The sequence below is a fragment of the Actinoplanes rectilineatus genome (genome assembly GCF_000962825.1).
In the GTDB taxonomy this organism is placed as follows: domain Bacteria; phylum Actinomycetota; class Actinomycetes; order Mycobacteriales; family Micromonosporaceae; genus Actinoplanes; species Actinoplanes rectilineatus.
In genome coordinates this window covers 117697-143638 of record NZ_JZKF01000011.1, presented here as the reverse complement: position 1 = coordinate 143638, position 25942 = coordinate 117697, and the positions used below count along the sequence as shown (strand labels likewise).

The window sequence follows — 25942 nt, the reverse complement described above, 5'->3', positions numbered from 1 at the left end:
GGCCCAGGACGAAACGATCAGACGCCGGCAGGGCCCTCGACGCCGACCACGGTGACCTGTCGGTCGCCTCACCGACGCCCGCGACGATGCCCGGCGAAGAACGGGCTGGTTACCGCTCCCGTACGCGCCGTATCCTGGGCGGCATGACTCAGCCCACCGCCGAACGGCCGCTCCGCGAGGTGCTCGCCGAACGTGGCATCACCGTCCGGCCCGGCGGCCTCGCCCGCGCCCGGCAGCGCATCGACGCCGCCCGCGCCGCCCGCGACCCGCAAGCCCGGGCCGCGCTGCGCGCCCGCCTCGAGGCCGCGTGAGCGACGACCCTCTGCACGGTCGCGTCCCCCTGCTCGTGCTCGACACCTCGGCGGTCTCCGCGTACGCCCAGGGCTCCCTCACCGTCGGCGAACTCCTCATCGAGATCGACGAGGAACACGGCGCCGTGCTGGTGCCGCTGCCGTGCCTGTCCGCCGCGGCCACCCTGACACCGGACCGTCTCGACGCGATCGAGGTGCTCATCGCGCACCCCAGCGTCCTCGTCTTCACCGACGACCCGGCCGACTGGCGGGCCGTGACGACCCTGCGCGCGCTGCTCGGCGACTACGAGCGGGCGCTGGCCGCGATCGCCGCGGTGGAGTACGGCATCGACATCCTGACCCACGACGACACCGCCTACGAGGCGCTCAAGGGCGGCAGCATGACGATCCGGATCGACGACGACATCGCTGACGACTGACGTCACGGGTCGCTGAGCGGGTCGCTTCACTGACGGGGCCGCAGGCTTCATCACGGCCGGCCTGGACACGTTTCATGGTCGGGTTCCGCGTGGTGACTTCGGGCGTCCAGCCCGCCCGTAATCACCACACCCACCACCGGTGTGGTGACTTCGGGCGCCCAGCACGCCCGAAAACAACACACCCGAGCCGGTGTGGTGACTTCGGGCGCGCTGGGCGCCCGTAATCAACACAGCCCCATGGGTGTGGTGACTTTGGGCGTCCAGCGCGCCCGAAATCACCATGCGGACGGGCTTCGGACCCTGATGACGAAACGTGTCTGGCGGGTCGGCGCCGGGAGCCGTGGTCGGTTTCCCTGCATGGCTGACGGCCGAACCTTGCTGGTCAGTGCACGGGACGGACTTCGGCCGTACCCGAGACACGATTTCAATCCTGAGCAGTTTGCCGTCAGTGGCTCACTGGGCGGCACCGCACAGCCTCTACCGCGTCCTAGGAGGCTAGGTGCATTGCTCTGTGACACCATCGCAGCCATGCCCAAGAAGGTGGACCGCGGCAGCCGCCGCACCCTGATCGCCGACGCGCTGCGCCGGGTCGCCGCCGAACGCGGCCTGGAAGCGGTCAGCCTGCGGCACGTCGCCGCGGAGGCCGGCGTGTCCGCCGGGATGGTGCAGCACTACTTCCGCGACAAGGACGAGATGATGACGTTCGCGCTTGCCACGATGCGCGAGCGCAGCCAGGAACGGGTCGGCGCGGCGGTGGCGGCGCTCGGGCCGCAGCCGGGACCGCGGGAGATGCTGCGGGCGATCATCACGGCGATCCTGCCGCTGGACGAGGAGAGCGCGGCCGACGGGCGGGTGGCGCTGGCGTTCCTCGCCTACACCGCGGTGCGCCCGGACGCCGCCGTGGCGCTGCGTGACGACACCGACCGGATGCTCGGGTTCGTCGCCGGTCTGCTGCCCGGTCCCGCCGCCATGAACTCAGCGGCGGGACTTCTGGCGATCATGGAAGGACTGGGGCTGTATCTGCTCGGTGGGCAGTACAGTCCGGACCAGGCCAAAGCCGCGCTGGAAACGCAACTCGACCTGCTTTTCTCGTGAGACGGCGGTCAGCCCGCTGAGCCTTCGCCGCCCTTGTTCGTCAGCATTTCTCGCCTCCCGAGTTCACGGGCGTCACGGTTCGTGCCTCCCGGGCCGGGGCGCCCTCTGATTCGATTATCAGCCTAGTCCGTGGAACGCCAGGCCACGCGGATATCCCATTCGTAGCGGGCCTCCGTGGCGGGCTCCGCGGAAATCCAGACCACCGTCCGGACGCGGTCGGCGCTCAACTCGGCGCTCTGCGTACCCCGGCGATTGCGCTCCTGGACAGTGACCGCCCGGGCACCGGAATGAAACACGAAACGCACTGTCAGGCGCCGGATGCGGATGTCGCGCAGGTCGTAACGGAACACGTCGACACCACTGGCGCGTAACGGATTCCAGAGCCCGTGCGGAATCGTGTAGGACAACGACCACCGCAATTCCCCGGGGCGCGGCGGCGGAACGAACGACACCACCCCGCGACCCGTGCTCCCGGACGGTTCCCAGGACGCCACGGTCGGACCCTTCACGGCGATCTCCGGGGTCACCGGCGGATTCTGGGTGTCCGAACCGGCATAGGCCGAGATCAGTGTCAGTGCCCTCCGCCGCAACGAACGCGCCGAGAACGTGGACCGTTTCTCCAGCACCCGGTCGTCCTCCGGCCGCGCCCCCACCCACACCGTCAGGTCCAGGTCCTCGGTGAAACCGTCCCGGTCGTCGGAGACGGGCCGGCGCAGCCGGACCCGGGGCCGCGGCACCCCCCGGTGCAGCAGCACCGCCGCGGCCACGCAGAGCAGCGCCACCCCGGCGGCCAGCCCACGCCGCAGCGTGCCGTCGACACTGACCGCGAGGATCGCGTTCGCACACGCGAGGCCGGCCACCGCGAACCGGAACGCGCCCGGGCCGAACTCCGGCAGCCACCGCTTCACGACGCGCCTCCCGGCCGGACGAGTTCGAGGTACCAGCTGATCGGGTCGGCGGCCGGCCCCGCACCGGGCAACTCACCCACCGCGGTGACGGTGTACCGGTGCCGGCCGGACCGGTCCTTGCTGAAGGTGACCCCGGGCGGCACGAACCCGGGGTCGGCCAGAGTGCCCAGCTGCGGCGGGACACCGAACACGAACGTCACCGACCGGACCGGGCTGCGCCGGCCGGACTCCTCGTCCAGGCCGACCGCGGGCGGAATCCAGGAGAACTTCTGGTGCCGGTCCCGGCGCAACGGATCCCAGTAGCCGCGCGAGACGTACCGGGCCGACCATTCGACCCGGTCGCTGGGCGGGGCGAACAGGACCAGCGCCCGGGGCAGCCGGCTGCGCAGGCGGATGAAACCGGCCTGCTCCGGTTCGCTGCGGTGCTTCGGGGTGCGCTCGACGCGCAGACCCACCGAATCCCAGTCCAGGTCGTGGGTGGGACCGCGGCTGGCCGCCTCGAAATGCCCCCAGTAGACGTTCGGGCCCAGCACCGGCGTGACCGCGTGGAACTCCTCGACCCGGTCGTCGCCGGGCCGCTCCCCCAGGTCGAAGACGATCGTCAGGTCGTCCCAGTACGGGCGGTACCCGGCCAGGGTGGTCTCCAGCGCGGTGTTCGTGTCGACCAGCTCGGCCACCGGCGGTCTCTCCACGACGGCGGCCGGTTCCGCGGCGGCCCGCTCGTGCTTGCGTCCCACCTGGTACGCCGCCGGCAGCACACTCGCCGCGACCAGCACCGCGAGGATGGTCAGGCCCTCCCGTGTCAGATCACCGGTGCTGGCCACCTGGATCACGTTGGCGACGGTGCCGCCGAGCGCGATCAGGTAGTAGTAGACCAGCGCCAGCGGGCTGCGCCGGGCGAGATCGTCGGGGTCGTCGCCCATCGCACGGCCTCCGGCGGTCTCTCCACGACACGACATCAGGCCCGCAGCCTATGAAGATGCGGAGAACGCGCGACAGAGGGAAATCCGACCCGGTGACCGGGCGCGGGCCGGATCTCACCCGATCCGGGGCGGGCGGTTCTCGTACGGCGTGGACAACACGACAGTGGTGCGGGTGGTGACGTTCGCGGCCGTCCGGATGTCCTGCAGCAGACGCTCCAGGTCGGACGGGGACTTGACCCGCACCAGCAGGGTGTAGAAGTCCTCACCGGCCACCGAGTAACACGACTCGATCTCGGTCAGGTGCGCCAGGCGTTCCGGGGCGTCGTCGGGCTGCGACGGGTCGAACGGGCGGATCGCCACGAACGCGGTCAACGGCAGGCCCAGCGCCTCGTACGACACGCGGGCGGTGTAGCCCGCGATCACGCCACGCTGCTCGAGGCGCCGGACCCGCTGGTGCACGGCGGACACGCTGAGGCCGACCCGCTCGGCCAGGTCGGTGTACGACAGCCGGCCGTCCACTGTCAGGGCCGTCACGATCGCCTGGTCGATCTCTTCCACGGGCGCAACCCTACCGTTCGTTGCTTTTCAGCCGGTCAACGACCGTGCGATCACCAGCCGCTGGATCTGGTTGGTGCCCTCGACGATCTGCAGCAGTTTCGCCTCCCGGAACCAGCGCTCGACCGGATGGTCGGCGACGAAGCCGTACCCGCCGAGGACCTGCACCGCGTCGGTGGTGACCTTCATCGCGACGTCGGTGGCGAACAGCTTCGCCTTGGCGGCCTCGATCGAGAACGGCCGGCCGGCGTCCTTGAGCCGCGCGGTGGCGAGCAGCAGCGCCCGCGCGGCGGACACCTGGGTGGCCATGTCGGCGAGCATGAAACCGAGCCCCTGGAACCGCCCGATCGGGGTGCCGAACTGCTCGCGTTCCTTCGCGTACGCCACGGCGTAGTCGACGGCGGCCTGCGCCAGCCCGACCGCGCACGCGGCGATCCCGAGGCGCCCGGCGTCGAGGGCCTGCATGGCGATGGTGAACCCGCCGCCCTGCTCCCCGACGAGCCGGTCCTTCGGCACCCGGGCGTCCTCGAGGACGATCTGCGCCGGAGCGGCGGACCGCAGGCCCATCAGCCGTTCCCGCGCCTGCGGCAGCAACCCGGGGGTGGCGGCGTCGGCGAGCAGACACGAGATCCCGCGCGGGCCGGGGCCTCCGGTCCGGCAGAAGATGTTGTAGAAGTCGGCGAACCCGCCGTGCGTGATCCACGCCTTCGTCCCGGTCACCACGAAGTCGTCGCCGTCGGCCACCGCCCGGGTGGTCAGCCCGGCGGCGTCGGAGCCACCGTGCGGTTCGGACAGCGCGTAGGCGCCGAGCAGGTCGCCCCCGACCATCTCCGGCAACAGTTTGCGCTGGGCCTCGCTGCCGAACGCGGCAACCGGGAAACACGACAGGGTGTGGACGCTGACCGCCTCGGCGATGGACAGCCAGCTGCCGGCGAGGATCTCCAGAACCTGAAGATAGATCTCGTACGACTGACCGGCGCCGCCGTCGGCCTCCGGGTAGGGCAGGCCGAGCAGTCCGGAACGGCCGAGCGTCCGCACCACCTCGCGGGGGAACTCCCCGCGCGCCTCGAACTCGTCGACGCGCGGGGCGAGTTCCCGCTCGGCGAGTTCCCGGGTCAGGTCGAGCAGTTCGTGTGCCTCGGGGGTGGGAAGCATGCGATCCACGGTCATGCCCGTCAGATTAACGGCCGTCAGGGCCTCCCGGGGCTCTCGTCGATCGATCGATCGGTGCCTCGTGGCGCTCGCGGCGCGAGGCGGTGGCGGTCGAGCGCCGTCGACCGCCACCGGCGTTCAGATGGCGAGGGTGGACAGATGGTGACCCAGATAGATCGGGGGATAGCGGGTGACGACGATGCCGTCCAGGACCGTCGCCTCGTGCACCACGTGGCCGATCATCTGAGGGCTGGTCAGGTCGCGGTAGGGCAGGCCCAGTTCCAGGCGTTCCCGGGCTATGTCGGCGGAACGGGTGGAGCGGTGCAGGTCCGGCGCCGGGATGGTGACACCGCGCCAGGCGGCGAACCGGTCCCAGACCGCGGTGCTCAAGGCGAGCGTGACCTGGGCGTCGAACTGGGCCATCATCGGGATCACCAGCCTCAGCTTTCCCTCGGCCGCGCGGTCCAGATCGAACATCAGGTCGGGGTGGCCCTGGAGAAGCTCCACCACTGCGGAGGCGTCCAGGACCCGGGGGCGGTGAAGGCTCACTCGATCTCCGCCGCACGGCGCAGGGCGAGCATCTCGTCGGCCACCCGTTCGGCCTCGGTGATCCGGGCCTGATAGGAGTCCCGCTCCTGCAGTGTGGGCTCCCGGACGGGGACGCCGAGAAGGCCGGAGAGCCACTGTGCGGCGGTCGTTCTTCGGCTACTGAGGGGTTGTCGCATGCACGGTAGACTAGGGGCGCGGAAACGGGCTCGGCCATGTCATCACCCGCAGGGAGGATGGGCGCTGAGCAGGCATGTCACCGGTTCCCCGACACGGGTGGGGCGGACTTGTCACAGGGGTGTGGCAGGGTGGTCGGCGTGACACCACCACTGCTGGCCGTCGACGCCCCCAGCCTCTACTTCCGGGCGTTCCACGGCATCCCCGAGAAGGCGGCGCAGACCCCGGCCGGCGAGCCGGTCAACGCGATCCGCGGGTTCCTCGACATGATCGCCCAGTTGGTCCGGACACGGCGTCCCGACCGGCTGGTGTGCGCGCTCGACGCGGACTGGCGGCCGGCCTGGCGGGTCGCGCTGGTCCCCACCTACAAGGCGCACCGGGTGGCGCACGGGGACGTCGAGGAGGTGCCGGCCTCGCTGGAGCGGCAGGTTCCGGTCCTGCTGGAGGTGCTCGCCGCGATCGGCATCCCGGCGTTCGGGGTGAAGGGCTACGAGGCCGACGACGTGCTCGGGACCCTCGCCGCGACCCAGCCCGGCCCGGTCGAGGTGGTGTCCGGTGACCGTGACCTGTTCCAGCTGGTCGACGACGCCCGTGGCACCCGTCTTCTGTACTGCGGGCGGGGCGTCGCCAAGCTGGAGGACGCCGACGAGGCGCTGGTGACGGCGAAATACGGGGTGGCCGCCCGGCATTACGCGGATTTCGCGGCGATGCGCGGCGACCCCAGCGACGGGCTGCCCGGGGTGCCCGGGGTCGGGGAGAAGACCGCGGCGCGGCTGATCGGGCGATACGGTGGGGTGGCGGAGATCCTCGCCGCTCTGGACGATCCGGATTCCGGTTTCGCCCCGGGTGTGCGAACCAAGCTGGAGGCCTCCCGGGAGTATCTCGGTCGGGCTCTGCCGGTCTGCGAGGTGACCACGGACGTGCCGCTGCCGGAGTTCACGCCGGCGTTGCCGCGTTCCCCGCGTGACGAGGACGCGTTACTCGCCCTCGCCGAGCGGTGGAACCTGGCCGGCTCGGCCCGGCGGCTGGTGGATGCTCTGGCCGGATGAGGCTCGGGGTCCGGTCCGGTTGCCGTCCGGTTGCCACCGGCCGGGACCTCGCAGGTCGGTGGGGCGCCGTCCGATATCGCCGGACGGCATCCCCGCTGCCTCACGATCGGAGTTGCGCTGTTGTCGACGCGAGTGGTCCGCGCATGCTTCGGTGCGTGGCTCGTGCTGGCCATCGGCGTGTATTACGCGTTCCCGCAGAGTCACCTGTATTCCTGGGCCGCGCTGGGGTTCAGTTCGGCGCTGATGGTGCTGGCCGGGGTGCGGATCCACCGCCCGCAGCGGCCCCTGCCGTGGTATCTGATCGCGGCGGCCCTGGCGTGCCTGACCACCGGTGACACCGTCTACAACGCGATCGTCGCGGCCGGGCAGAGACCGCCGTCGCCCAGTGGCGCCGACCTGTTCTACCTGGCCACCTATCCGCTGCTCACCGTCGGCTTCCTGATCTTCGTGCGGGCGCGTGACGGCGGGACGCGGGCGGACCGGGCGGCCCTGCTGGACGCGCTGGTGCCCACCGTCGGCCTGGGGCTGCTGGTGTGGGTGTACTGGATCGCCCCGTTCACCCGGGACACCGACCTGACCTTCCTGCAGAAGGTGGTGGCGATCGGCTACCCGCTCGGTGACGGGCTGGCGCTGGCGGTGCTGCTGCGGCTGCTGGCGTCGTCGGCACGGCGGCCGGGCGCGGCGACCACGCTGGGTGTGGCCATGGTGGGGCTGCTCTGCGCCGACCTGATCTTCGGGCAGTCGCAGTTGAGCGACGACTGGAACGTCGGTGGCCCGGTCGATCTGGGCTGGGTGGTGTTCTACGGGGCGACCGCGTTCGCCGCGTTGCGCCCGTCGATGCGGGACCTGACCGAACCGGGTGAGCGGACCACGTCCGAGATGAGCACCCACCGGCTGCTGTTCCTGGCCACCGCGGCGCTGGTCGCCCCGGTCGTGCTGTTCGTCGAGTACCTGCAGAACCGGGCCGCGGAGATCGCCCACGGCGGGCTGGTCGACGCCCCGGTGATCGCGGCCGCCGCGGCGGTGATGTTCCTGCTGGTGCTGGCCCGGGTCGGTGACCTGGCGATGGCCCAGCGGCAGGCCGGCGCCCGGGAGCGGGCGTTGCGGCAGGCCGGGACGACGATGTTCAGCGCGGCGACCGTGGAGGACGTGGCCAAGGCGTGCCGTCGGGCGGTGGCGCTGCTGATGCCCGCCGACCGGGACTACTTCCTGCAGCTCCCGGCGCCTTTCGCGGGCGAGGCCCCGGAGGGGGTACGCCTGATCCCGGCCGCCGAGCTGCCCGCCGGCCGCTCGTCCGGCGGGTACCGCACGGTGCTCTACGCGACCCAGGCGCTGCCCGGGGGCATGGTCGGCAGTCTGGTGCTGGGCGCCCCGGAGCCGGTGCTGCGGGCGGTGCACAGCTCGTTCGCGACGCTCAGCACCCAGATCGCCGTGATCATGGAGCGGATCACGCTGACCGCGGAGGTGAGCCGGCGCGACAGTGAGGCGTACTTCCGGACGCTGATCCAGAGCGCCTCGGACGTGATCATGATCGTCAGCGACGACGGGGTGGTCACCTATGCCAGCCCGTCGGCCGGTGAGCTGTTCGGCACCTCCGACCCGACCGGTGAGACGCTGGCCGGCCTGCTCGCCGGCGACTCCCGGGAGGCGATGAACGAGGTGCTCGACCGGCTCGACGGCGGCCTGGGCGAGCTGGACCGGGTCGCGCTGGCCGCGGTCACCACCGACGGGCGGCGCGTGGAGATCGAGTGCGACGTGCGCGATCTTCGAGCGGATCCGACGGTACGCGGACTCGTGCTCACCATGCGCGACGTGACCGAGCGCCGGCGCCTCGAGGAGGACCTGACCCACCAGGCGTTCCACGACTCGCTGACCGGGCTCGCCAACCGGGTGCTGTTCCGCAACCGGCTGGAGCAGCTGTTCAGCGTGGCCGCCCGGGACGGCTCGATCATCGGCTTGCTCTTCGTCGACCTGGACGACTTCAAGGAGGTCAACGACGCGCTCGGGCACGCTGTCGGCGACCAGTTGCTGATCGAGGTGGCCGGGCGGATCTCGGAGATCGTCGGGGCGGGCAGCACCGCGGCCCGGATGGGTGGCGACGAGTTCGCCGTGCTGATCGAGCCGAGTGAGGGCGCCGAGCGTGCCGAGCAGGTGGCGGCCCGGCTGGTGTCCACGCTGAGCCAGCCGATCGAGGTGATCGACACCGAGGGGATGACCCGGCTGGTCAGTGGCGCCGCAAGCGTCGGGCTGGCCACCAACCGCGAGGCGGAGAACCCGACCGAGCTGCTGCGCCACGCCGACCTGGCGCTCTACCTGGCCAAGGGGCTGGGCAAGGGCGCCTGGCAGCGGTACCAGAGCGACCTGCACACCGCGATGGTCCAGCGGCTGGAGACGCGTACCCAACTGTTGGAGGCGATCGAGGAGGAGCAGTTCGTCCTGCAGTATCAGCCGATCGTGGAGTTGAGCACCGGCCTGATCTCCGGTCTGGAGGCGCTGGTGCGCTGGCAGCATCCGATGCGGGGGCTGCTGGGGCCGTACCACTTCGTCGAGGCCGCTGAGGAGAGCGGGGCGATCGTCGGGATCGGCGAGTGGGTGTTGCGGGCCGCCCTGGAGCAGTTCTCCCGGTGGCGGATGGACGACCCGGAGTGCACCCTGCGGTACGTGAGCGTCAACGTGTCGCCGCGCCAGTTCCGCAGCGGTGACTTCGCCGATCAGGTGCGCCGGGCGATCGCCGAGTCGGGCGCCCGCCCGGAGTGGCTGCTGCTGGAGATCACCGAGAGTCTGGTGCTGGGCGACACCGACAAGGTGCTGTCCGATCTCAAGGGTCTCCGGGCCCTCGGGGTACGCGTGGCGATCGACGACTTCGGCACCGGCTACTCGTCGTTGAGTTACTTGCGGCAGATGCCGGTGGACGTGCTAAAACTCGACAAATCGTTCATCGATGACGTCCTGCACAGCCGGCAGCAGCACGCCCTCGTCGACGCGATCGTCACGCTCGCCCGCAACCTCGACCTGGCCGTGGTCGCCGAGGGGATCGAGGAGACCGGCCAGCACACCGCCCTGGACGCGATGGGCTGCCAGTACGGCCAGGGCTACCTGTTCGCCAAGCCGCTGTGGCCGGGCGAGATCCCGGCGCTGACGACCGGCGCCGCCGCGCTGGCGGCCCCACCACGCCACGGTTAGCAGAAATCCGACAAGCGGCACGGATCACGCGCGGGTGGTCGGGACGATATCGACTGGCGCGAGCCGCGGGCACCGGGCAGGGTCGCAGGTGTGCTGAACAATCCCGTGTGGGCCGCCCTGTCCGGGCCGCAGGCGTGTTTCGCCGACGCGGCCGGTGACGCCGCCCGCTACCGTCCCGAGATCGCCCCGTTCGCCGCACTGCGCGACCCCGCCGACCCGGCCGCCTGGCGGGACCTCGCCGGGCTGACCGCCACGGCGCTGCTCACCGGTCCGGCGCTGACCCCGAGATCCGGCTGGGAGACCGTGGCGACCGGCCACGGCGTGCAGATGGTCGGCCAGAGCATGACCGGCGTCGACGACCCGGAGGCGGTGCCGCTGACCGAGGCCGACGTGCCGGAGATGCTCGAGCTGGTCGCCCGCGCCAAACCCGGGCCGTTCCGTAAGCGCACCGTGGACATGGGCCGCTATCTCGGCATCCGCAACGAGCACGGGCGGCTGATCGCGATGGCCGGCGAACGGTTCCGGCTGCCCGGCTGGACCGAGGTGAGCGCGGTCTGCACCGACCCGGCGTTCCGCGGCCGGGGGCTGGGCGCGCGGCTGACGATGGCGGTCGCGGCGGGCATCCTGGCCCGGGGCGAGTTGCCGTTCCTGCACGCGGTGCACGACAACGCGGACGCGATCCGGCTCTACGAGCGTCTCGGGTTCGAACACGCCGGCGAGGTCGTCTTCACGTCGTTCCGGCACACCGGGCCCGAATAGGCGCGAACACCACGAGGGCCGTCACTACACTGGGCGCACTTTCATCGATGGATGGCGCTTGGCGGGGGCGATGACGGCGGAACAACGACAGCAGAAGGACACCGACCACACCCGGCTCAACATCTGGGTGACGTTCGCCGGGACCATCCTGGCGGCGCTGATCGGCGGCGTGTTCGCCATCGTCGCGTCCGGCGGTGACGACGAGCCCGAGGCGTCCGCGACCACCCCGGCGACGTCACGCACGTCACCGCGGCAGACCACGACACCGGCCGCGGGTGACGCCGAGCCGGCCACGCCCAGCAGCCCCGCGGCCGCACCGGAACCCGGCTCCTGGGCCGGGAGGGTCGTGGTGGAGACGTTCGGCCTGGACGCCGCGGCCGAACTCGACACCCGTCCGGCCCAGAAGATCAGCAACAGCGGCTCCCGCGCGGATGTCATCGTCAACATCATCGAGGGCCGGGCCCAGGTGGGGCGGGCGGCGTTCGCCCAGTCCTCGTTCGCGGTGTGGGACGGCGACGGCACTCCCGGGGCCGAGGAGTGCCGGCTCGCGGTGTCCTCGCAGGGCGTCGCCACCGTCCAGGATCTCGCCACCAAGACCGTGCTGTGCGTGCGCACCACCGAGTACCGCACCGCACGCCTCACCATCACGAAGATCGACAGCCGGCAGGACACCGTGTCCTTCGACGCCGTCGTGTGGGATCAGCCGTGACCGCGTACCAGAAAAGTCAGATCTGCCCGTGATTGGGCGGTAGCGTGCCGGAAAGCTCGAAAGCCGCGATGTGGTGGTATTTCCAATCGACCGGGTCGTGCACGCTGTGGGTACGCGCGTTGCGCCAATGCCGGTCGAGGTTGTGTTTCGCCGCCGCCGAGCTGGTGCCGCAGAGCGCGAACAGCTCCGACCCGGCCTCCACCGCCACCTCGCTGCCGAAGGCCTTCGCCGCCGCGACGGCGAGAGATCCCCGTGCCGCGGCCTCGGCGTCCGCCGGGACCAGACCGACCTCCTCCAGGGTCCGCGCTGCCGACTCCAGCAACGCCTCGGCGGCGCGGACCCGGCTGGCCAGACGGCCGTAACGATGCTTGACGTGCGGGTCGTCGGCCGCCGCGGACGCCCCCGCGCGGACCGCCTCGGTCGACGGCCGGGCCTTGTCCCGCAGGTAATCCCGGGCGTCCGCGAGCGCCGCCCCGGCGATGCCGACCTCGATGGCCGCGTGGAAGAGCTGCGCGCGGGCACCGAGCTGCTGCGGCACCTCGAACGCCGACGCGTAGGGGATCAGCAGCGCCGGGTCGACGGTCACGCCGGTGAAGGTGGCCGTGCCGCTGATGGTGGCCCGCTGGCCGACCATGTCCCAGTCGGTGTCGACGCGCACGCCGTCCGCGTCGCGGGGCACGAACGCCAGCACCAGCCGGCCGTCCTCACCCAGGGCGCTGACCGCGATCCACGCGCTGGTCAGGGCCCCGGTCGTGTAGTACTTGACGCCGTCCAGCCGGCCGCCGCCGATCCGGGTCCGCAGGTCCTGCGCGTGTCTGCCGCCGCGTTCGGCCAGGCCGTTGCCGAACCGGCGGCCGGCGAGCACGTCGGCGTAGAGGCGTTTGCGGGCCTGCGGTCCGCCGTGCACGGCCAGCACGTCGACCATCAGGAAATGCCCCTGCGGCACCTGGGCCAGGGCGGGGTCGGCGGCGGCCAGGATCCGGGCCACGTCAGCGAGGGTACGGGGACCGAGCCCGGGTCCCCCGTCCGCGGCGGGAACAGTGATCGCCAGCAGACCTGAGGCGTCGAGCGCCGCCAGCGCCTCGTGCGGAACCACCGTGGCGCCGTCGCGGTCACGCTGGGCCGCGCCCGGGGCGAGTTCCGCGGCGAGCCGGTGGGCGGCCGCGACCGCCTCGTCATGCGTCATCCGCTGATCCTAGGACCTCGCATCCTCAAGTTGGTTTCTCTGTCAGCCGATCAACAGCACGACCGTTCGGGCTGAGGAGGGGCGTTGTCCACACGGACGAGGCACACGCAGGCCGCACGGTTCGCCCGGCACCACCACGACGGCCCGGACCACCGCGCCGGGCACGGCCCGCTGCTCGCCGTCGGGCTGCTGACCCTCGGCGCGATGCTGGTCGCCGGGCTGGTCCCGGGCCTGCCGGCGGTGCTGCCGCTGGGCATCGTCGGGCTGGTCGCCGCGGTCCGGGCGGCCCGCGAGCCGATCCTGCCGATCCGGCTGCGCCAGGCGTGGGCCGCGGTGGCCGCCGCCTTCGTCGCGCTGGTCGCCGCCGGGCCGCTGGTCCCGGCGGTGGCACACGTGGTGGTCGTGGTGCTGCTGCTGGTGGCGTTCCAACGGTTCCCGCTGCTGCCCGCACACCGGCACACCCGGTCGACGACCGCGCTGGACGCGACGATCGTGCTGGTCGGTGGCGTGATGCTGCTCGGCTGGGCCGCGGCCGCCCGGCTCCCGAACAGTCCCGGCCCGGCCCTGCTCCCCGCCCTGGCTGCGCTGCTCCCCGCCCTGGTGCTGCTGTTCGCCGTCGCCCTGGCCGTGCTGCGCGGCGTCGACGGCACCGCCCAGCGCCCGGTCCGCCTGCTCGGCGCGGGCGCCCTGATCCTGCTCCTCGCGGGCGCCCTGCCCGGCGGCCGCCTGCCGGCACTGGCCGGTGTCGCCGCGACGGCCCTGCTCGCGATCGCCGCCGTCGACCAGCGCCGGCACCCTCCCCCACCGGTACGGCACCACGACACCGGACGGTACCTGCCACTCGGCGCGGTCGCGCTGATCCACGGCCTGCTGCTGTCCACCGCCCCGCCTTTCCTGCCCTGGACCGGCCTGGTCCTGGGCGGCACGGTGCTGAGCGGCCTGCTGCTGGCCCGGCAGGATCTGGTCCGCCGCGACCACGACGAACAGGCGCTGACCGACCGGCTCACCGGACTGGCCGACCGCTCGCTGTTCGCCGCGGCCACCACTCAGGCGCTGTCCCACGACGCCCGCACCGGCCGGCCCACCGCCGTCCTGATGATCGACCTGAACGGCTTCCGCGGCGTCAACGACACCCTCGGCCAGCACGCCGGCGACCTGGTCCTGACCGAGTTCGCCGAGGTGCTGCGCCGCACCGTGGGCGGCCACGGCCTGCCGGCGCGAACCGGCGGCGACGAGTTCGCGGTGCTGCTCCCCGGACTGGACCAGGCGGCCGGGGCGTACGAGATGGCCGGCCGGGTCGCGGCAGCCCTCGGCCCGGTCCTGATCGCCGGCACCCTGGTCACCCTCGCGGCGGCGATCGGCGTCGCGGTGTCCGCCCCGGGCGAGCTCGACTACGACACGGCCGTCCAGCGGGCCGGCAACGCGATGCGCCGCGCCAAGGCGGCCGGCACGGCCACCCGGTGGGCGGTGTGGTCCCCGGTCGAGGCCCCCGACCAGCCCCTGGCCGCCTGACCGCCCGCCGGTAGTCTGCGCGGATGTCCAGCACTGCGGATCTCGCGCTCGCCCGGAGATCGCCTGGACGTCCGCGCCCTGGTTCGGCGACGCCCGGTTCACCGCGGCGGTCACCGCCGCCGGGCTCGCCGACGCGTGCCTGAACATCACCGACTACGGCTCCGACCTCACCACCGGCCCGGCCCAGGAGACGCTCGGGCCCTGGCTGCGGCTGCTCGACGCGGTCGTCGACCGGGACCCTGACCCCGAAGCCATGGCGCTCATGGCGATCCTGTTGCGCTTCTCCGCGCGTACGCAGGAATCGTTCGCCCTGTGCGACCGCGCCGACGCCGTGGCGCGGGTGATGCTGACCGAGGTCGTCCGGGCCGGCACGTGGCGGCTCCTCGGCGACCGCGCGCAGAACATGGCGGCACTCCGGCGCGCACTGGACCTGGAGCCGGACAACTGGTCGTTGTACCTGGACCTCGCCGACCTGGCCGCCGAATCCGGCGACTTCACCGAGGCCGCCGCCCTGACCGGCCAGGGCCTGCGGCACGAGCCCGGCGACGTCACCCTGCGGGCCGCGAACGCCGCTTTCCGGGTACGCGCCCACGGCTCCCCCGCCGATCTGGACCTGCTGATCACGCTGGCCCCCGAGTTGCCCCACGACGGTTACCGCAAGGTCCTGCTCGGCCACGCGCTGGCTGCCGAAGGCCTTCCCCCCGACCGGGTCGCCGCAGCCCACGAGCTGGCCTGAACCGGCCCTTCTCAGAGCGCCGGGCAGACGTCCGGCCTGTCGAGGGTCTCCCGGCGGAACTCCACGGAATAGTCGGCTGCATTGTTCCTGAGGAGATCACACATACTCGGTGCGCCCTGAAAACCCGATCTGATGGTGTTGCTCCACGAGATCCAGCCGTCCCACCGTCCCGCGTCGATTCCCGCCGGCGGCGAGGAATACGCGCCGGCTGCGGCCAGCGGATGGCGGTCCCCGGTCGCCGTGAACGGGGCCAGCTGCTCGTAGACGTAGGCGAAGAAGTCCAAGGCCTGGATGACGGCCGCCTCCCGCGAGGCGGCCTCCCCCTCGTCAACGGCTTGCCGGCCACCGACCGCACCGTCGGCCAGTTTCTTACCGCCCACGATGTACGGCGCGAGGTCCGGATTCTCCGCCGCCAACTTCCACAGCTCGAGCTGCTGCTCGTAGACGGCCTGATACTGCCCCTCGGCCATCTGCAGGCGACTTTCCTCGATGGATTCCGTCGCCCTCTCGAGGCTTTCGATGTTGAGCCAGGAAGTGATCCCCAGTGTCGCGATCACCGAGACGAAACCGAGAACCTCCAGGCCCAACCTGATCAGGTCACGCCTGTTCGACGACGCCTTCTCACCCGAATCCTCAGCCATCCCCTGGTCTCCCCGTTCGGCCCAGCGAACAGGCTCCATCGCCGTCCCGGAATAGGCAACACCGGGACGGGCAACGTCACCCGGACGTGCGGGACGACGGGCCAGACGCGGGCCCGCTCGGTCGAGGCGAACAGCGCCGTCCGCGGGACTGCATCATCGTTTCGCGGCTACACCCGTCGTGGGTGTGGCGCTTCGCCGGATATCGCCGGCTGGACCCGTCCCACGGGTCCGGCGAACGGCGAACGGCTGCACGATCACGCCCGCCCGGGCACACCGCCCGACGGCTCCGCGGGCGGCTCGTCGAACGGTTCGTCGCTCCAGCGCCACCACGCCTCGTCGCCCTCAACGTGGAGCAGGAACTCGGGCACGTCCACCCCCTCCGGGGAGCGCAGCGTCACCGCGTCCCGGATCAGCTCGTAGGCCTGCTCCCAGGCCGGGACGTCCGTGCCCACGTCGTTCAGCAGGTGCAGTTCGTCGGCGAAGAGCGGCCGCAGCGGTGTCAGGTCGTCGTCGCCCGCCTCGACCCGGGCGTACAGCCAGGGGAAGTCGGTGTCGGTGACGGCGAGGCGGGCCAGGAGCCGGCCGTCGCCGCGCCGATGCAGGGTCCACACGTCCGCACCGTGATCGCTCATCCCGCCGACAGTAGCGTCAGTCGCCCGCCGGGACCGGGAGGCGGTCCGGGTGTCCGATGCCGGTGCGGGCGGCCGGGTCCGCGGCGTACATCCGCAGCAGCGCACCGATCCGGCCCCGGTCGGCGGCGGACACCCGCGCCGACGGCTCGCCGCGGTAGTAGCCCTGGCGCACCACCCGGTCGGGCCGGGCGACCTGCAGCGGCAGTTTGGTGGCGGTGGCCGGTGTGACGACGTCCGGGCCGAACGCGTCCCACGGGACGAACACCGAGCCGAGGAGGCGGCGGTCGTGCACGCCGTCCGGGCGCAGCCGCAGACCCATGCCGCGCAGCACGACGGTCCACAGCACGATCAGGACGGCCAGCGCGAACGGGCGCAGGATCAGGTCGAACGCCTCCCACGGCTGCGGCGCCCCGGTGATGGACCCGACGATCGCCTTGGTGGTCTGCGAGCCCTGCTGCAGGGTGAGCGCCCCGGTCAGCAGCACCTGGGCCGGGCCGGGCAGGAAGTCGAACGACGGCACGGCGGGCCGGGCGACCAGCGGCATCGGCCGGCCCATCACGGTCACGACGGCGACCAGCAGGATCACCGACAGCAGCAGGGCACCGAGGGGCAGCACGTATCCCAGCGGCCCGGGCAGCAGCTGATCGGCGAGTCCGGCGCCGATGCCCAGGACGAGGGTCGCGAGCAGGTACCACAGCCGGTGCCGGGACAACACGTCGATCACCGGCTCAGGTTAGACGGCCGCGGCAAGTGTGCCGCGGCCGTCGAGGACCGGACCGGATCAGCTGCCGATCGGGCCGCCGTCCGGGCGCCAGGTGACGATCACGGCCGGCTTGGCGAAGTCGCCGTCCGGCCAGACCGAGGCCGGCTTCTCCACGGTGGCCCCGGTGATCTCGCCGGGGTGCTGGACCGCGACGAACACCGACCTGTCGTCGCCGGTGACGAACGGGCCGCAGGTCTCGGCGCCGCGGGGCACGGTCAGGAACTGCTTGAGGTGGCCGCGTTCCCTCCCCTCGACCGGGGTGGCGAACAGGCCGTCGTTGCTGCCCAGCGCGTTGCCGTCGGTGGAGATCCACAGGTTGCCGGCGCTGTCGAAGGCGACGTTGTCCGGGCAGGAGATCGGCGAGACGGCCGTCTTGTCGTACCCGCCGAAGTAGGTGTCGGCGGCGGCCGGGTCGCCGCAGACGATCGGGAGCTGCCACGTGAAGCCGGTGCCGGTGTGGTCGCCCCGGTCCTCGGTGATCTCGAAGATGTGGCCGTGCTTGTTGGCGTTGCGCGGGTTGGCCTCGTCCACGGCGGCGTTGGTGCCGACACCACGGTTGGTGTTGTTGGTCATCGCCGCGTAGATCTTGCCGGTGCGCAGGCTCGGCTGGACGTCCTCGGGCCGGTCCATCTTGGTGGCGCCGACCGCGTCGCCGGCCTGCCGGGTAAAGATCAGCACGTCGGCGGCGGTCATCCCGGGCACGAACGACGTGTTGCCGGACACCAGCTTGATCCACTTGCCCTTGCCGTCGAACCTACCGTCGGTGGGGAGCTTGCCGGTGCCGTCGATCTCGGACGCCGGGCTGTCGCCGGTGACCTTGGCGACGTACAGGGTGCCGGACTCCAGCAGCGACAGGTTGTGCCGGCGCGCGGCGGGTGAGTTCCCCTTGAGGAACTTCTTGTCGGAGACGAACTTGTACAGGTAGTCGAACCGCTCGTCGTCACCCATGTACGCGACGACCCTGCCGTTGTCCGCGACGATGACGTTGGCGCCCTCGTGCTTGAACCGGCCCATCGCGGTGTGCTTGCGCGGCGGGGCCTCCGGGTCGAACGGGTCCACCTCGACGATCCAGCCGAACCGGTGCGCCTCGTTGGGGTGCTTCGCCAGGTCGAACCGCTCCTGTGCCCGCTCCCACTTGCGCGAGTCGCTGGGGTACCGGGCGGTGGTGGTGATCCCGTACCGCGTCAGCTTGGCCTTCAGCTCCTCGGGGGCCTGGTCGCCACCGACGAAGTACTGGTTGACGTTCTCCTCGCCGGAGAGCACGGTGCCCCACGGGGTCACGCCGCCGGCGCAGTTGTTCAGCGTACCGATGACGGTCCGGCCCTCGGGGTCGGCGGCGGTGCGCAGGAGCACGTGCCCGGCGGCGGGGCCGGTCAGGCTGAACCTGGTCTCCAGGGCGGTGATGCGCCGGTTGTAGCGCAGCCGCTTGCTCTTCACCGGCTTCCACTCGCCGGTCCGCTTGACCCGCTCCAGCTCGACCACGGACAGGCCGTGCGCGGCCATCGCGATCTTGATCTGGTCGACGGTGAGCGCGTCCAGCGTGGTGAACCCCGGGAAGATCAGGTTCTCGTTGGTGTACTCGTGGTTGACCACGAGCAGCGCCCGGTCGCTCTCGCCGGGAACCGGCAGCACACCGACGAAGTCGTTGTTGTAGCCGAACTGCTTGAGCTGCGCGGCCACCGTCTGGTTGTGCACGTCGAAGGCGGGCGCGCCGGGCACCACCGCGTCACCCCAGCGGATCACCACCGAACTCTGGTAGCCCTTCGGGATGGTGACGGCGTCCGCGGTGTTCGGGGCGACGGCCTCGAAGGTGAGCCTGCCGGCCTTGACGGGCTTGCCGCCGCCGTGCGAACCCCCGTGCGACGTGCCGCCGGCCAGGGCGGGGGCGGAGGAGGTGAGTGCCCCGCCGAAGCCCAGAACCATGCCGCCGACAGCGCCGGCCCGGATGACGCCGCGACGGCTCATCCCGGCGTTGACGACGTCACCCAGGTAGTCGTTGTCGGAGGTGTTCGGCACGGGGTGATCACAGGCGTTCCCGCAGCGATACAGACAGGTCATCGCGTCCCGGCTGCCGCCACTGTGGCCCAGTAGCGGTAACAGGCGGCGAATCTTGTCGGGCATGTGGTCGTCTCCTCGGTCTCCGGTCACCAAGAATTGGCGACGGGCTGCCCGGACGCTAAGGAGCGCAGATGTCCGGCGACCACCCCCCGAGGGTGAACGCAGCGTGAACGTCCCGGCACGTTTATCGCATGTATACCGTCCGGTCACAGACTGCGCACGGCCTGATCGGCCCGCTCACGCTCCTTCGGGGGTACGCGTCCGCGCACGGTCCCGTGGTTTTGCAAGTCCGGGGCAAGTGGACTCCGCGACACTGGCGCCTCACGCATCCAGCAAGACGCCGAGGAGCCATCACCGTGCCCGTCACGACCACCTTCGCCCTGCTCGGCCCGGTACGCGCCTGGCGCGACGGCGAGGAGGTGCCTCTCGGGTCGCCGCAGCAGCGCACCACCCTGGCCGTGCTCCTGCTCCGCGAGGGCCTGCTCACCACCGTCGACGAGCTGGTCGACGCCATCTGGCCGGCCGACCCGCCGGTCTCCGCGGTGGCCACGGTCCGCACCTACCTGTCCCGTCTGCGCCGCATCGTCGCCTCGCCCGGTGGCGCCCGCATCGACTGGATCGGCGGCGGGTACGTCCTCACCACGCCACCCGGCTCCATCGACGTGCAGTGTTTCCACCAGCACACCGGCCGGGCCGCCGAGGCCGTCCGGCGGGGCGACCTGCCCTTCGCCGCCCTGGAGCTGCGCACCGCCGTCGACCTGCACCGCGGCACGCCGCTGTCGGGCGCGGCCGGAACCTACGTGGAGGGCCAGCGCGACCGCCTGGAGGAGCTGTGCCGGACCGCGGCGGTCGACCTGGTGGCGCTGACCGTCGAACTGGGCGGGTACGCCGAGGCGATCGCCGACCTGCGCGCCATGGTGGCCGCCGACCCGCTGCGCGAACGCTGCCACGCCCTGCTGATGACCGCGCTGTACCGGGCCGGGCGCCAGGCCGACGCGCTGGCCCACTACCGCCGGGTGCGCCGGATCCTCGCCGACGAGCTGGGCGTGGAGCCGACCGCGGAGTTGCGCGACCTGCACCAGCGCATCCTGCTGGGTTCCCCGGATCCGCTCCCCGCCCTCGCCACCCCGCGGTCCCCCGCCTCCTGACCCGTTGCGCCGTCCGGCCCGCCCGTGCCGGGCGGCGGGATCAGCTCTCGTCTCGTCGCTCCCGCGGCCGCGTCGACCGGGACGCCGGTGCCGCCGGGTACCCGCCCGGCGGCACCGGCCGCCGCGACCGGGCCCCCCACGGGCCGGACACGACGCCACCGGAAGCGTCGACCATGCGACCACCGTGCGTGATCGCGTGGACTCCCGGCGTCGACCGCGGCGGGACGGCCGGTACCGGCCCGCGCGGTGCTGCCGTCCATTGCCCGACAGGGCCGTTGACACGTGATTGACATCGGCATAACAGGGTGTGGAGCGGGGAGTGTCGCGTTACCGACTCCGGCCGCTCCGGAAGCGGATTCGGCTCGGAACTCCATTTAGGATCTCCCTGCGAACCGGGACGCGGTTACCGTGCGTCAGGTGCCGGCCGTGTCGCGTGACACCGCCACGGACGCCGACGCCGGCGCCGCGACGGACCGCCCCGGCCAGCGAAGGACCGACCGATGCAGAGCGACGTGGCGATCGAGGTGGGTGTGCTCGGCCCGGTCACCGTACGGGTCGGCGGGGTGCCGGTGCTGGTCGGCGGGCGCCGTCAGCAGGCGGTGCTGGCCATGCTGGTGGCGGCACGCGGACGGGTCGTGCCGGTGGACCGGATCGTCGACCAGTTGTGGGCCGGTGATCCGCCGCCGCGGGCGGTCGTGTCGCTTCAGGCGTACGTCTCCCGGTGGCGCAGGCTGCTCGAACCGCGACGCGCGCCCCGCGCCGCGGCGGAGGTCCTGGTCAGCGAGGCCGGTGGTTACGCGCTGCGGCTGGACGACGCGGCGGTGGACGCCTGGCGGTTCGAACAGGATCTGCGCCGGGTCGAGGAGATGCGCCCGCAGGGGCTGTCGCCGGCCGCGGCGGAGACCGCGCTGGGCATCCTGTACACCGCGATGCGGCGGTGGCGGGGCCGGGCCTACGAGGCGTTCGCGGACGAGCCGTGGGCGCAGCCGGCGATCGCCCGGCTGGCCGAGTCGCGGCGGGTCGGCCAGGAACGGATCATCGTGTCGCTGCTGGTGGCGGGCCGGCCCGGGGAGGCGGTCCCGGCGGCGCAGGCACTGGCCACCGCGGAGCCGCTGCGCGGTCAGGCGTGGCGGCTGCTCGCCGTCGCGCTGTGGGCCGGTCACCGGTCGGCGGACGCGCTCGACGCGCTGCGCCGGCACCGCCGTCACCTCGCCGACGAACTCGGCCTGGAACCGGAGCCGGCCCTGGCCGATCTGGAGCGGGCGGTGCTGGAGCAGCGCACCGGGGAACTGGCCGAGGAGCTGACCTTCGGCGTCGGCCCGGCGGTGACCGTGGCGGCACCGCCCGGCGGCGCGGCGGGACCGGTCGGCGGCGTGGCGGCACCGCCCGGCGGCGCGGCAGTGCCGGGTGGCGCCGCAGCGGGGCCGTCCGGCACCGGGACGTCGACGGCCGGCAACCACCGGCTGCCGCGGGTTCCGGCGGGCTTCGCGGCCCGCGAGGACGAACTCGGCGAACTCTCCCGGCACGTCGAGGGCGCGGACAGCGGCGGCCTCACCGTGATCAGCGGCATCGGCGGGGTCGGCAAGACCACCCTGGCGGTGCGCTGGGCGCATCAGGCGGCGGGCCGTTTCCCGGACGGGATCCTGTACGCGGACCTGCGCGGCCACGGCCCGGAAGAGGCCCCGGCCGCACCGGCCGACGTGCTGCTCGGTTTCCTGTCCGCCCTCGGTGTCCCCGACCACCGGGTGCCGCCGGGCGAGAGCGACCGGGTGTCGCTGTTCCGCAGCGTGCTCGCCGGCCGACGGATGCTGCTGCTCCTCGACAACGCCCGGGACGCCGACCAGGTGCGTCCGCTGTTCCCGGGCACGCCGGGCTGTGCGGTCGTCGTCACCAGCCGCAGCCGGCTCACCGGTCTGGTGGTGTCCGACGGGGCCTACGCGGTCCGCCTGGACGGTTTCCGGGACGAGCAGGCCCGCGACTACCTGCGGGACCGGCTCGGCGCGACGCTGGTGGACGCCGACCCGGCCGCCCGGGACGCGATCGTGGCCCGGTGCGGCGGCCTGCCGCTGGCCCTGGCTATGGTGTGCGCCCGCGCGGCCGGGCACAGTGGTTTCCCGCTGTCCGCGGTCGCCGCCGAACTGGCCGGGGAGCAGGGCCTGGACGCCTTCCAGGATCTGCGGACGGTGTTCTCGTGGTCGTACCGCCGGTTGCCGGGCGAGGCGGCACTGCTGTTCCGGCAGCTGGCCCTGCATCCCGGGCCGGACGTGACGCTGGCGGCGGCGGTCAGCATCTGCGGCTGGGACCGGCCGGCCGCCCGGTCGTGGCTGCGGATGCTCTGCGACGCGCACCTGCTGGTGGAGCGCCGGCCGGGCCGGTACGCCTACCACGATCTGATCCGCAGCTACGCGGCCGGCCTGGGCCGGCGGTTCGACGGCGCGGGCGCCCGGGAGGACGTGCTGCGGCGGCTCGCCGAGCACTACCTGCTCTCGGGGCACGACGCGATCCGGGTGCTCACCGGCGAGCCGCCCGGGCGAACGGGCGCGAGTGCGGGCGCGGGTGCGGGTGCGCAGAGATCAGGGATGCCGAGCCCGCCGCCGGGGATCCGGCCGGAACGGTTCGCCGACCGGGCGGCCGCCGTCGCCTGGCTCGACGGCGAGCACGAGAACATCACCGCGGTGGCCGAGCTGTGCCGCCAGGACTGGGGCCGGGATTACCGGCAGCCGTTGCTGCGGGTACTGGGGGTGGACCGATGATCGAGGTCAGGGTGCTGGGGCCGGTCGAGGTCCTGGTCGGCGGGACACCGGTGCCGCTGGGTGGACGCCGGCAGCAGGCGGTGCTGGCCCTGCTCGTCGCCGCGCGCGGCCGCGTGATCTCCGTCGACCGTCTGGTGGACCAGCTGTGGGACGGCGCTCCCCCGTCGCGGCCGCTGGCGTCGCTTCAGGCGTACGTCTCCCGGCTCCGCAGGACGCTCGAACCGCGACGCGCCCCCCGCGCCGCGCCGCAGGTCCTGGTCAGCGAATCCGCCGGATACGCGCTGCGCCTGCCCGTCGAGGCGGTCGACGCGTGGCTGTTCGAGCGGCGCCTGCATGAGGCCGGCCCGTCGCTGGAGACGCTGCGCGAGACGCTGGAGCTGTGGCGGGGCGGGCCGTTCGAGCAGTTCGCCGACGAGGCGTGGGCCCGGCCGTCGATCGAGCGGCTCACCGAGACGCGGCGGGCCGCCCAGGAGCGGGTGGTCGCGGCGTTGCTGGCGTTGCGCCGCAACGGGGAGGCGGTGCAGGCCGCCCGGCAGCTCACCGACGAGGAGCCGCTGCGCGGGCCGGCCTGGCGGCTGCTCGCCCTCGCGTTGTGGGCCGGTCACCGGTCGGCCGAGGCCCTCGACGCGTTGCGGCAGCATCGGCGGCGCCTCGCCGAGGAGCTCGGCCTGGAACCCGAACCGGCCCTCGCCGCACTGGAACAGGCCATTCTCGACCAGCGCGGCGACGTCCTGGAACGGGAGTCCCGCGGTGCGACGGCCGGCGGGACGGTGCGCCCGGCCCAGTTGCCGCGGTCGCCGGCCGGTTTCGCCGCGCGCGACGCCGAACTGGACGCGCTGACCCGGCACACCGGCGGCCTCACCGTGATCACCGGTGCGGGCGGGGTCGGCAAGACCACCCTGGCCGTCCGCTGGGCGCATCAGGTGGCGCCCCGGTTCCCGGACGGTCAGCTCTACGCGGACCTGCGCGGGTACGGTCCGCAGGACGCACCGACGGCGCCCGGCGACGTGCTGCTCGGGTTCCTGGCGGCGCTCGGGGTGCCCGCGCACCGGGTGCCGCCCGGCGAGTCCGGTCGTGCCGTGCTGTTCCGCTCCCTGGTGGCCGGCCGGCGGATGCTGATCGTGCTGGACAACGCCCGCGACGACGAGCAGGTCCGCCCGCTGCTGCCCGGCACGCCCGGCAGTGCGGTGGTGGTGACCAGCCGGGACCGGCTCGGCGCGCTGACCGCGGCCGGGGCCCGTCCGGTCACGCTGTCCGGGTTCGACGACGAGCAGTCCCGCGCCTATCTGCGGGACCGGCTGGGACCGGGCGCCGACGCGGATCCGCGGGCCCGGGACGTGATCGTGGCCCGGTGCGGCGGCCTGCCGCTCGCGCTGGCGATGGTCTGCGCGCGGGCGGCCGGTTTCCCGCTCGCCGCGGTCGCCGCGGAGCTGACCGAGGAGGACGGTCTGGACGCCTTCGCCGGCCCGGGGTACGACCTGCGGGCCGTCCTGTCCTGGTCGTACAGACGGCTTCCGGAGCCGGCCGCGGCGCTGTTCCGGGGGCTGGCCGCGCATCCCGGACCGGACCTGCCGGAGAACGCCGTGACCAGCGTCGCCGGGCCGTCGGCGCGGGCGCTGCTGCGGGTGCTGTGCGACGCGCATCTGCTGACCGAGCGGGAGCCGGCGCGGTTCTCGTACCACGATCTGGTCCGCTCGTACGCCCTGGAGCTGCCGGACCGCGACGCCTCGGTGCTGGACCGTCTGGTCGCGCACTTCCTGCACTCGGCGACCGCCGCGGCCAACCGGTACGTGTCGTATCCCCGGCCGGACCGGGTCGGGCCGGTGCCCGCGGACGTCACCCCGGAGGTATTCGCCACTCCGGAGGACGCGCTGGCCTGGAAGCACGCCGAGTACCGCAACATCATGGCGCTCACCGGCGTGTGTGATCCGCTGCTGCTCGGGCCGTGGGCGTACGTGCTGGCCAACTACCAGCAGGACATCCGGTACCACCTGGACGACTCGTTCGACCTGGTGGGCCGGGCGCTGGAGGTGGCCGAGCGGGAGGGGCAGGGCTGGTGGTCGGGGTTCCTGAGTTACCTGCTCGGTCGCGGGCACATCCGGCTGGGGCAGCGTGACCAGGCCCGGCACTACCTGGAGCTGACCATCGCGGCGGGCCGGGCCACCGGTGACCCGTTGCGGCTGGCGCACGGTCTGCTCGGCTGGGCGCTGGCCACCATCGGTGCCACCGGCACGCCGGACCGTGCGGACGCGGAGGCCGCCTTCCCGTACGCCCGGGAGGCTCTGGAGAACTACCGGCGTCTCCCGGGTGGCGAGAACGACGTGGCGCGCGCCCTGGTCCCGATCGCCTGGTACCACTTCTTCCAGCCGGGCGGGCGCGCCGAGGCGGACCGTCTGCTGCACGAGTCGCTGGCGTTGCACGAGGGTCTGGACAACGCCGACGGGGTGGCCGACACGCTGATCCATCTCGGCCGGTTCCGGCACGCGTCCGGTGATCCGGCCGGTGCCGCGGCGGCGTTCCGGCGCTGTCTCGACCTGCACGACGACCTGCCGGAGCTGGAGATCGACGCGCTGATCGGGTTGTACCGGGTGTATGCGGACACCGGGGACACCGCTGCGGCCGGGTCGGTGCGGGCCGAGGCGCTCGCGCTCGTGGAGACGGCCCGCTATCAGGACGTCGAACGACTGCGTACCGCTCTCGGCATTACCGCAGGTTAACGTTAACAAC

23 protein-coding genes are annotated in these 25942 nt (G+C 72.7%); 12 read left to right on the top strand and 11 right to left on the bottom strand.

The window, feature by feature from the left end; translation table 11 throughout:
- Positions 1 to 143 precede the first annotated feature (143 nt).
- From WH85_RS50290 to WH85_RS11680, 3 genes are all read left to right on the top strand, one after another.
- Positions 144 to 311 (top strand): hypothetical protein, encoded by a 168-nt coding sequence (locus WH85_RS50290; RefSeq protein WP_157410940.1) that lies wholly within the window; start codon positions 144 to 146, stop codon positions 309 to 311.
- Positions 308 to 730, top strand: coding sequence for a hypothetical protein (locus WH85_RS11685; RefSeq protein ID WP_157410939.1), 423 nt, complete (start codon positions 308 to 310; stop codon positions 728 to 730). The genes WH85_RS50290 and WH85_RS11685 overlap by 4 nt, the downstream gene beginning before the upstream one ends.
- A 528-nt stretch (positions 731 to 1258) precedes the next feature.
- Positions 1259 to 1825 (top strand): TetR/AcrR family transcriptional regulator, encoded by a 567-nt coding sequence (locus WH85_RS11680; RefSeq protein ID WP_045741796.1) that lies wholly within the window; start codon positions 1259 to 1261, stop codon positions 1823 to 1825.
- A gap of 122 nt (positions 1826 to 1947) precedes the next feature.
- On the opposite strand, the gene WH85_RS11675 is transcribed toward WH85_RS11680, so the two are convergent.
- From WH85_RS11675 to WH85_RS11650, 6 genes are all read right to left on the bottom strand, one after another.
- Entirely contained in the window at positions 1948 to 2733 is a 786-nt protein-coding gene (locus WH85_RS11675) for a hypothetical protein (RefSeq protein WP_045741795.1), read from the bottom strand.
- Positions 2730 to 3656, bottom strand: a complete 927-nt coding sequence (locus WH85_RS11670) for a hypothetical protein (RefSeq protein ID WP_045741794.1) — start codon at positions 3654 to 3656, stop codon at positions 2730 to 2732. The genes WH85_RS11675 and WH85_RS11670 overlap by 4 nt, the downstream gene beginning before the upstream one ends.
- A 114-nt stretch (positions 3657 to 3770) precedes the next feature.
- A complete protein-coding gene (locus WH85_RS11665) occupies positions 3771 to 4214 on the bottom strand; it encodes an Lrp/AsnC family transcriptional regulator (RefSeq protein WP_045741793.1) in 444 nt (147 codons plus the stop codon).
- 27 nt (positions 4215 to 4241) lie between these two features.
- Positions 4242 to 5381 (bottom strand): acyl-CoA dehydrogenase family protein, encoded by a 1140-nt coding sequence (locus WH85_RS11660; protein ID WP_045741792.1) that lies wholly within the window; start codon positions 5379 to 5381, stop codon positions 4242 to 4244.
- A 120-nt stretch (positions 5382 to 5501) separates the two neighbouring features.
- On the bottom strand, positions 5502 to 5912 hold the full coding sequence (locus WH85_RS11655; protein ID WP_045741791.1) for a hypothetical protein: 411 nt from the start codon (positions 5910 to 5912) through the stop codon (positions 5502 to 5504).
- On the bottom strand, positions 5909 to 6088 hold the full coding sequence (locus WH85_RS11650; RefSeq protein ID WP_045741790.1) for a hypothetical protein: 180 nt from the start codon (positions 6086 to 6088) through the stop codon (positions 5909 to 5911). Before WH85_RS11650 ends, WH85_RS11655 begins: the two co-directional genes overlap by 4 nt.
- A gap of 138 nt (positions 6089 to 6226) precedes the next feature.
- On the opposite strand from WH85_RS11650, the gene WH85_RS11645 reads away from it, so the two are divergent.
- The 4 genes from WH85_RS11645 to WH85_RS11630 all read left to right on the top strand — a co-directional run bounded on the left by WH85_RS11645 (position 6227) and on the right by WH85_RS11630 (position 11786).
- Positions 6227 to 7135 (top strand): 5'-3' exonuclease, encoded by a 909-nt coding sequence (locus WH85_RS11645; RefSeq protein WP_211275337.1) that lies wholly within the window; start codon positions 6227 to 6229, stop codon positions 7133 to 7135.
- Positions 7136 to 7255: 120 nt separating this feature from the next.
- Positions 7256 to 10318, top strand: coding sequence for a putative bifunctional diguanylate cyclase/phosphodiesterase (locus tag WH85_RS11640; protein WP_045741788.1), 3063 nt, complete (start codon positions 7256 to 7258; stop codon positions 10316 to 10318).
- Between the two features lie 90 nt (positions 10319 to 10408).
- Entirely contained in the window at positions 10409 to 11077 is a 669-nt protein-coding gene (locus WH85_RS11635; protein ID WP_045741787.1) for a GNAT family N-acetyltransferase, read from the top strand.
- A 58-nt stretch (positions 11078 to 11135) separates the two neighbouring features.
- Positions 11136 to 11786, top strand: coding sequence for a hypothetical protein (locus WH85_RS11630; protein ID WP_157410938.1), 651 nt, complete (start codon positions 11136 to 11138; stop codon positions 11784 to 11786).
- A gap of 16 nt (positions 11787 to 11802) precedes the next feature.
- On the opposite strand, the gene WH85_RS11625 is transcribed toward WH85_RS11630, so the two are convergent.
- Positions 11803 to 12972, bottom strand: coding sequence for an acyl-CoA dehydrogenase family protein (locus WH85_RS11625; RefSeq protein ID WP_045741785.1), 1170 nt, complete (start codon positions 12970 to 12972; stop codon positions 11803 to 11805).
- Positions 12973 to 13056: 84 nt separating this feature from the next.
- On the opposite strand from WH85_RS11625, the gene WH85_RS11620 reads away from it, so the two are divergent.
- Together WH85_RS11620 and WH85_RS11615 are read left to right on the top strand one after the other, a co-directional pair.
- On the top strand, positions 13057 to 14484 hold the full coding sequence (locus tag WH85_RS11620; protein ID WP_052720333.1) for a GGDEF domain-containing protein: 1428 nt from the start codon (positions 13057 to 13059) through the stop codon (positions 14482 to 14484).
- A 253-nt stretch (positions 14485 to 14737) separates the two neighbouring features.
- On the top strand, positions 14738 to 15220 hold the full coding sequence (locus WH85_RS11615) for a tetratricopeptide repeat protein (RefSeq protein ID WP_052720332.1): 483 nt from the start codon (positions 14738 to 14740) through the stop codon (positions 15218 to 15220).
- An 11-nt stretch (positions 15221 to 15231) separates the two neighbouring features.
- On the opposite strand, the gene WH85_RS11610 is transcribed toward WH85_RS11615, so the two are convergent.
- From WH85_RS11610 to WH85_RS11595, 4 genes are all read right to left on the bottom strand, one after another.
- Complete coding sequence (locus WH85_RS11610; RefSeq protein WP_157410937.1) at positions 15232 to 15900, bottom strand: hypothetical protein; 669 nt, start codon at positions 15898 to 15900, stop codon at positions 15232 to 15234.
- A 215-nt stretch (positions 15901 to 16115) separates the two neighbouring features.
- On the bottom strand, positions 16116 to 16493 hold the full coding sequence (locus WH85_RS11605) for a hypothetical protein (protein WP_045741783.1): 378 nt from the start codon (positions 16491 to 16493) through the stop codon (positions 16116 to 16118).
- A 16-nt stretch (positions 16494 to 16509) separates the two neighbouring features.
- The gene (locus tag WH85_RS11600; RefSeq protein ID WP_157410936.1) at positions 16510 to 17217 is read right to left on the bottom strand and encodes a hypothetical protein; all 708 of its coding nucleotides are present in this window, start codon (positions 17215 to 17217) and stop codon (positions 16510 to 16512) included.
- A 57-nt stretch (positions 17218 to 17274) separates the two neighbouring features.
- Complete coding sequence (locus tag WH85_RS11595; RefSeq protein WP_045741781.1) at positions 17275 to 19377, bottom strand: PhoX family protein; 2103 nt, start codon at positions 19375 to 19377, stop codon at positions 17275 to 17277.
- A 293-nt stretch (positions 19378 to 19670) separates the two neighbouring features.
- Between WH85_RS11595 and WH85_RS11590 the strand changes: the two genes are divergently transcribed.
- The 3 genes from WH85_RS11590 (at position 19671) to WH85_RS11580 (ending at position 25932) form a co-directional block, all read left to right on the top strand.
- On the top strand, positions 19671 to 20462 hold the full coding sequence (locus WH85_RS11590; protein ID WP_045741780.1) for an AfsR/SARP family transcriptional regulator: 792 nt from the start codon (positions 19671 to 19673) through the stop codon (positions 20460 to 20462).
- A 500-nt stretch (positions 20463 to 20962) separates the two neighbouring features.
- Complete coding sequence (locus tag WH85_RS11585) at positions 20963 to 23215, top strand: AfsR/SARP family transcriptional regulator (protein ID WP_052720331.1); 2253 nt, start codon at positions 20963 to 20965, stop codon at positions 23213 to 23215.
- A complete protein-coding gene (locus WH85_RS11580) occupies positions 23212 to 25932 on the top strand; it encodes an AfsR/SARP family transcriptional regulator (RefSeq protein WP_083448938.1) in 2721 nt (906 codons plus the stop codon). Before WH85_RS11585 ends, WH85_RS11580 begins: the two co-directional genes overlap by 4 nt.
- Positions 25933 to 25942 lie beyond the last annotated feature (10 nt).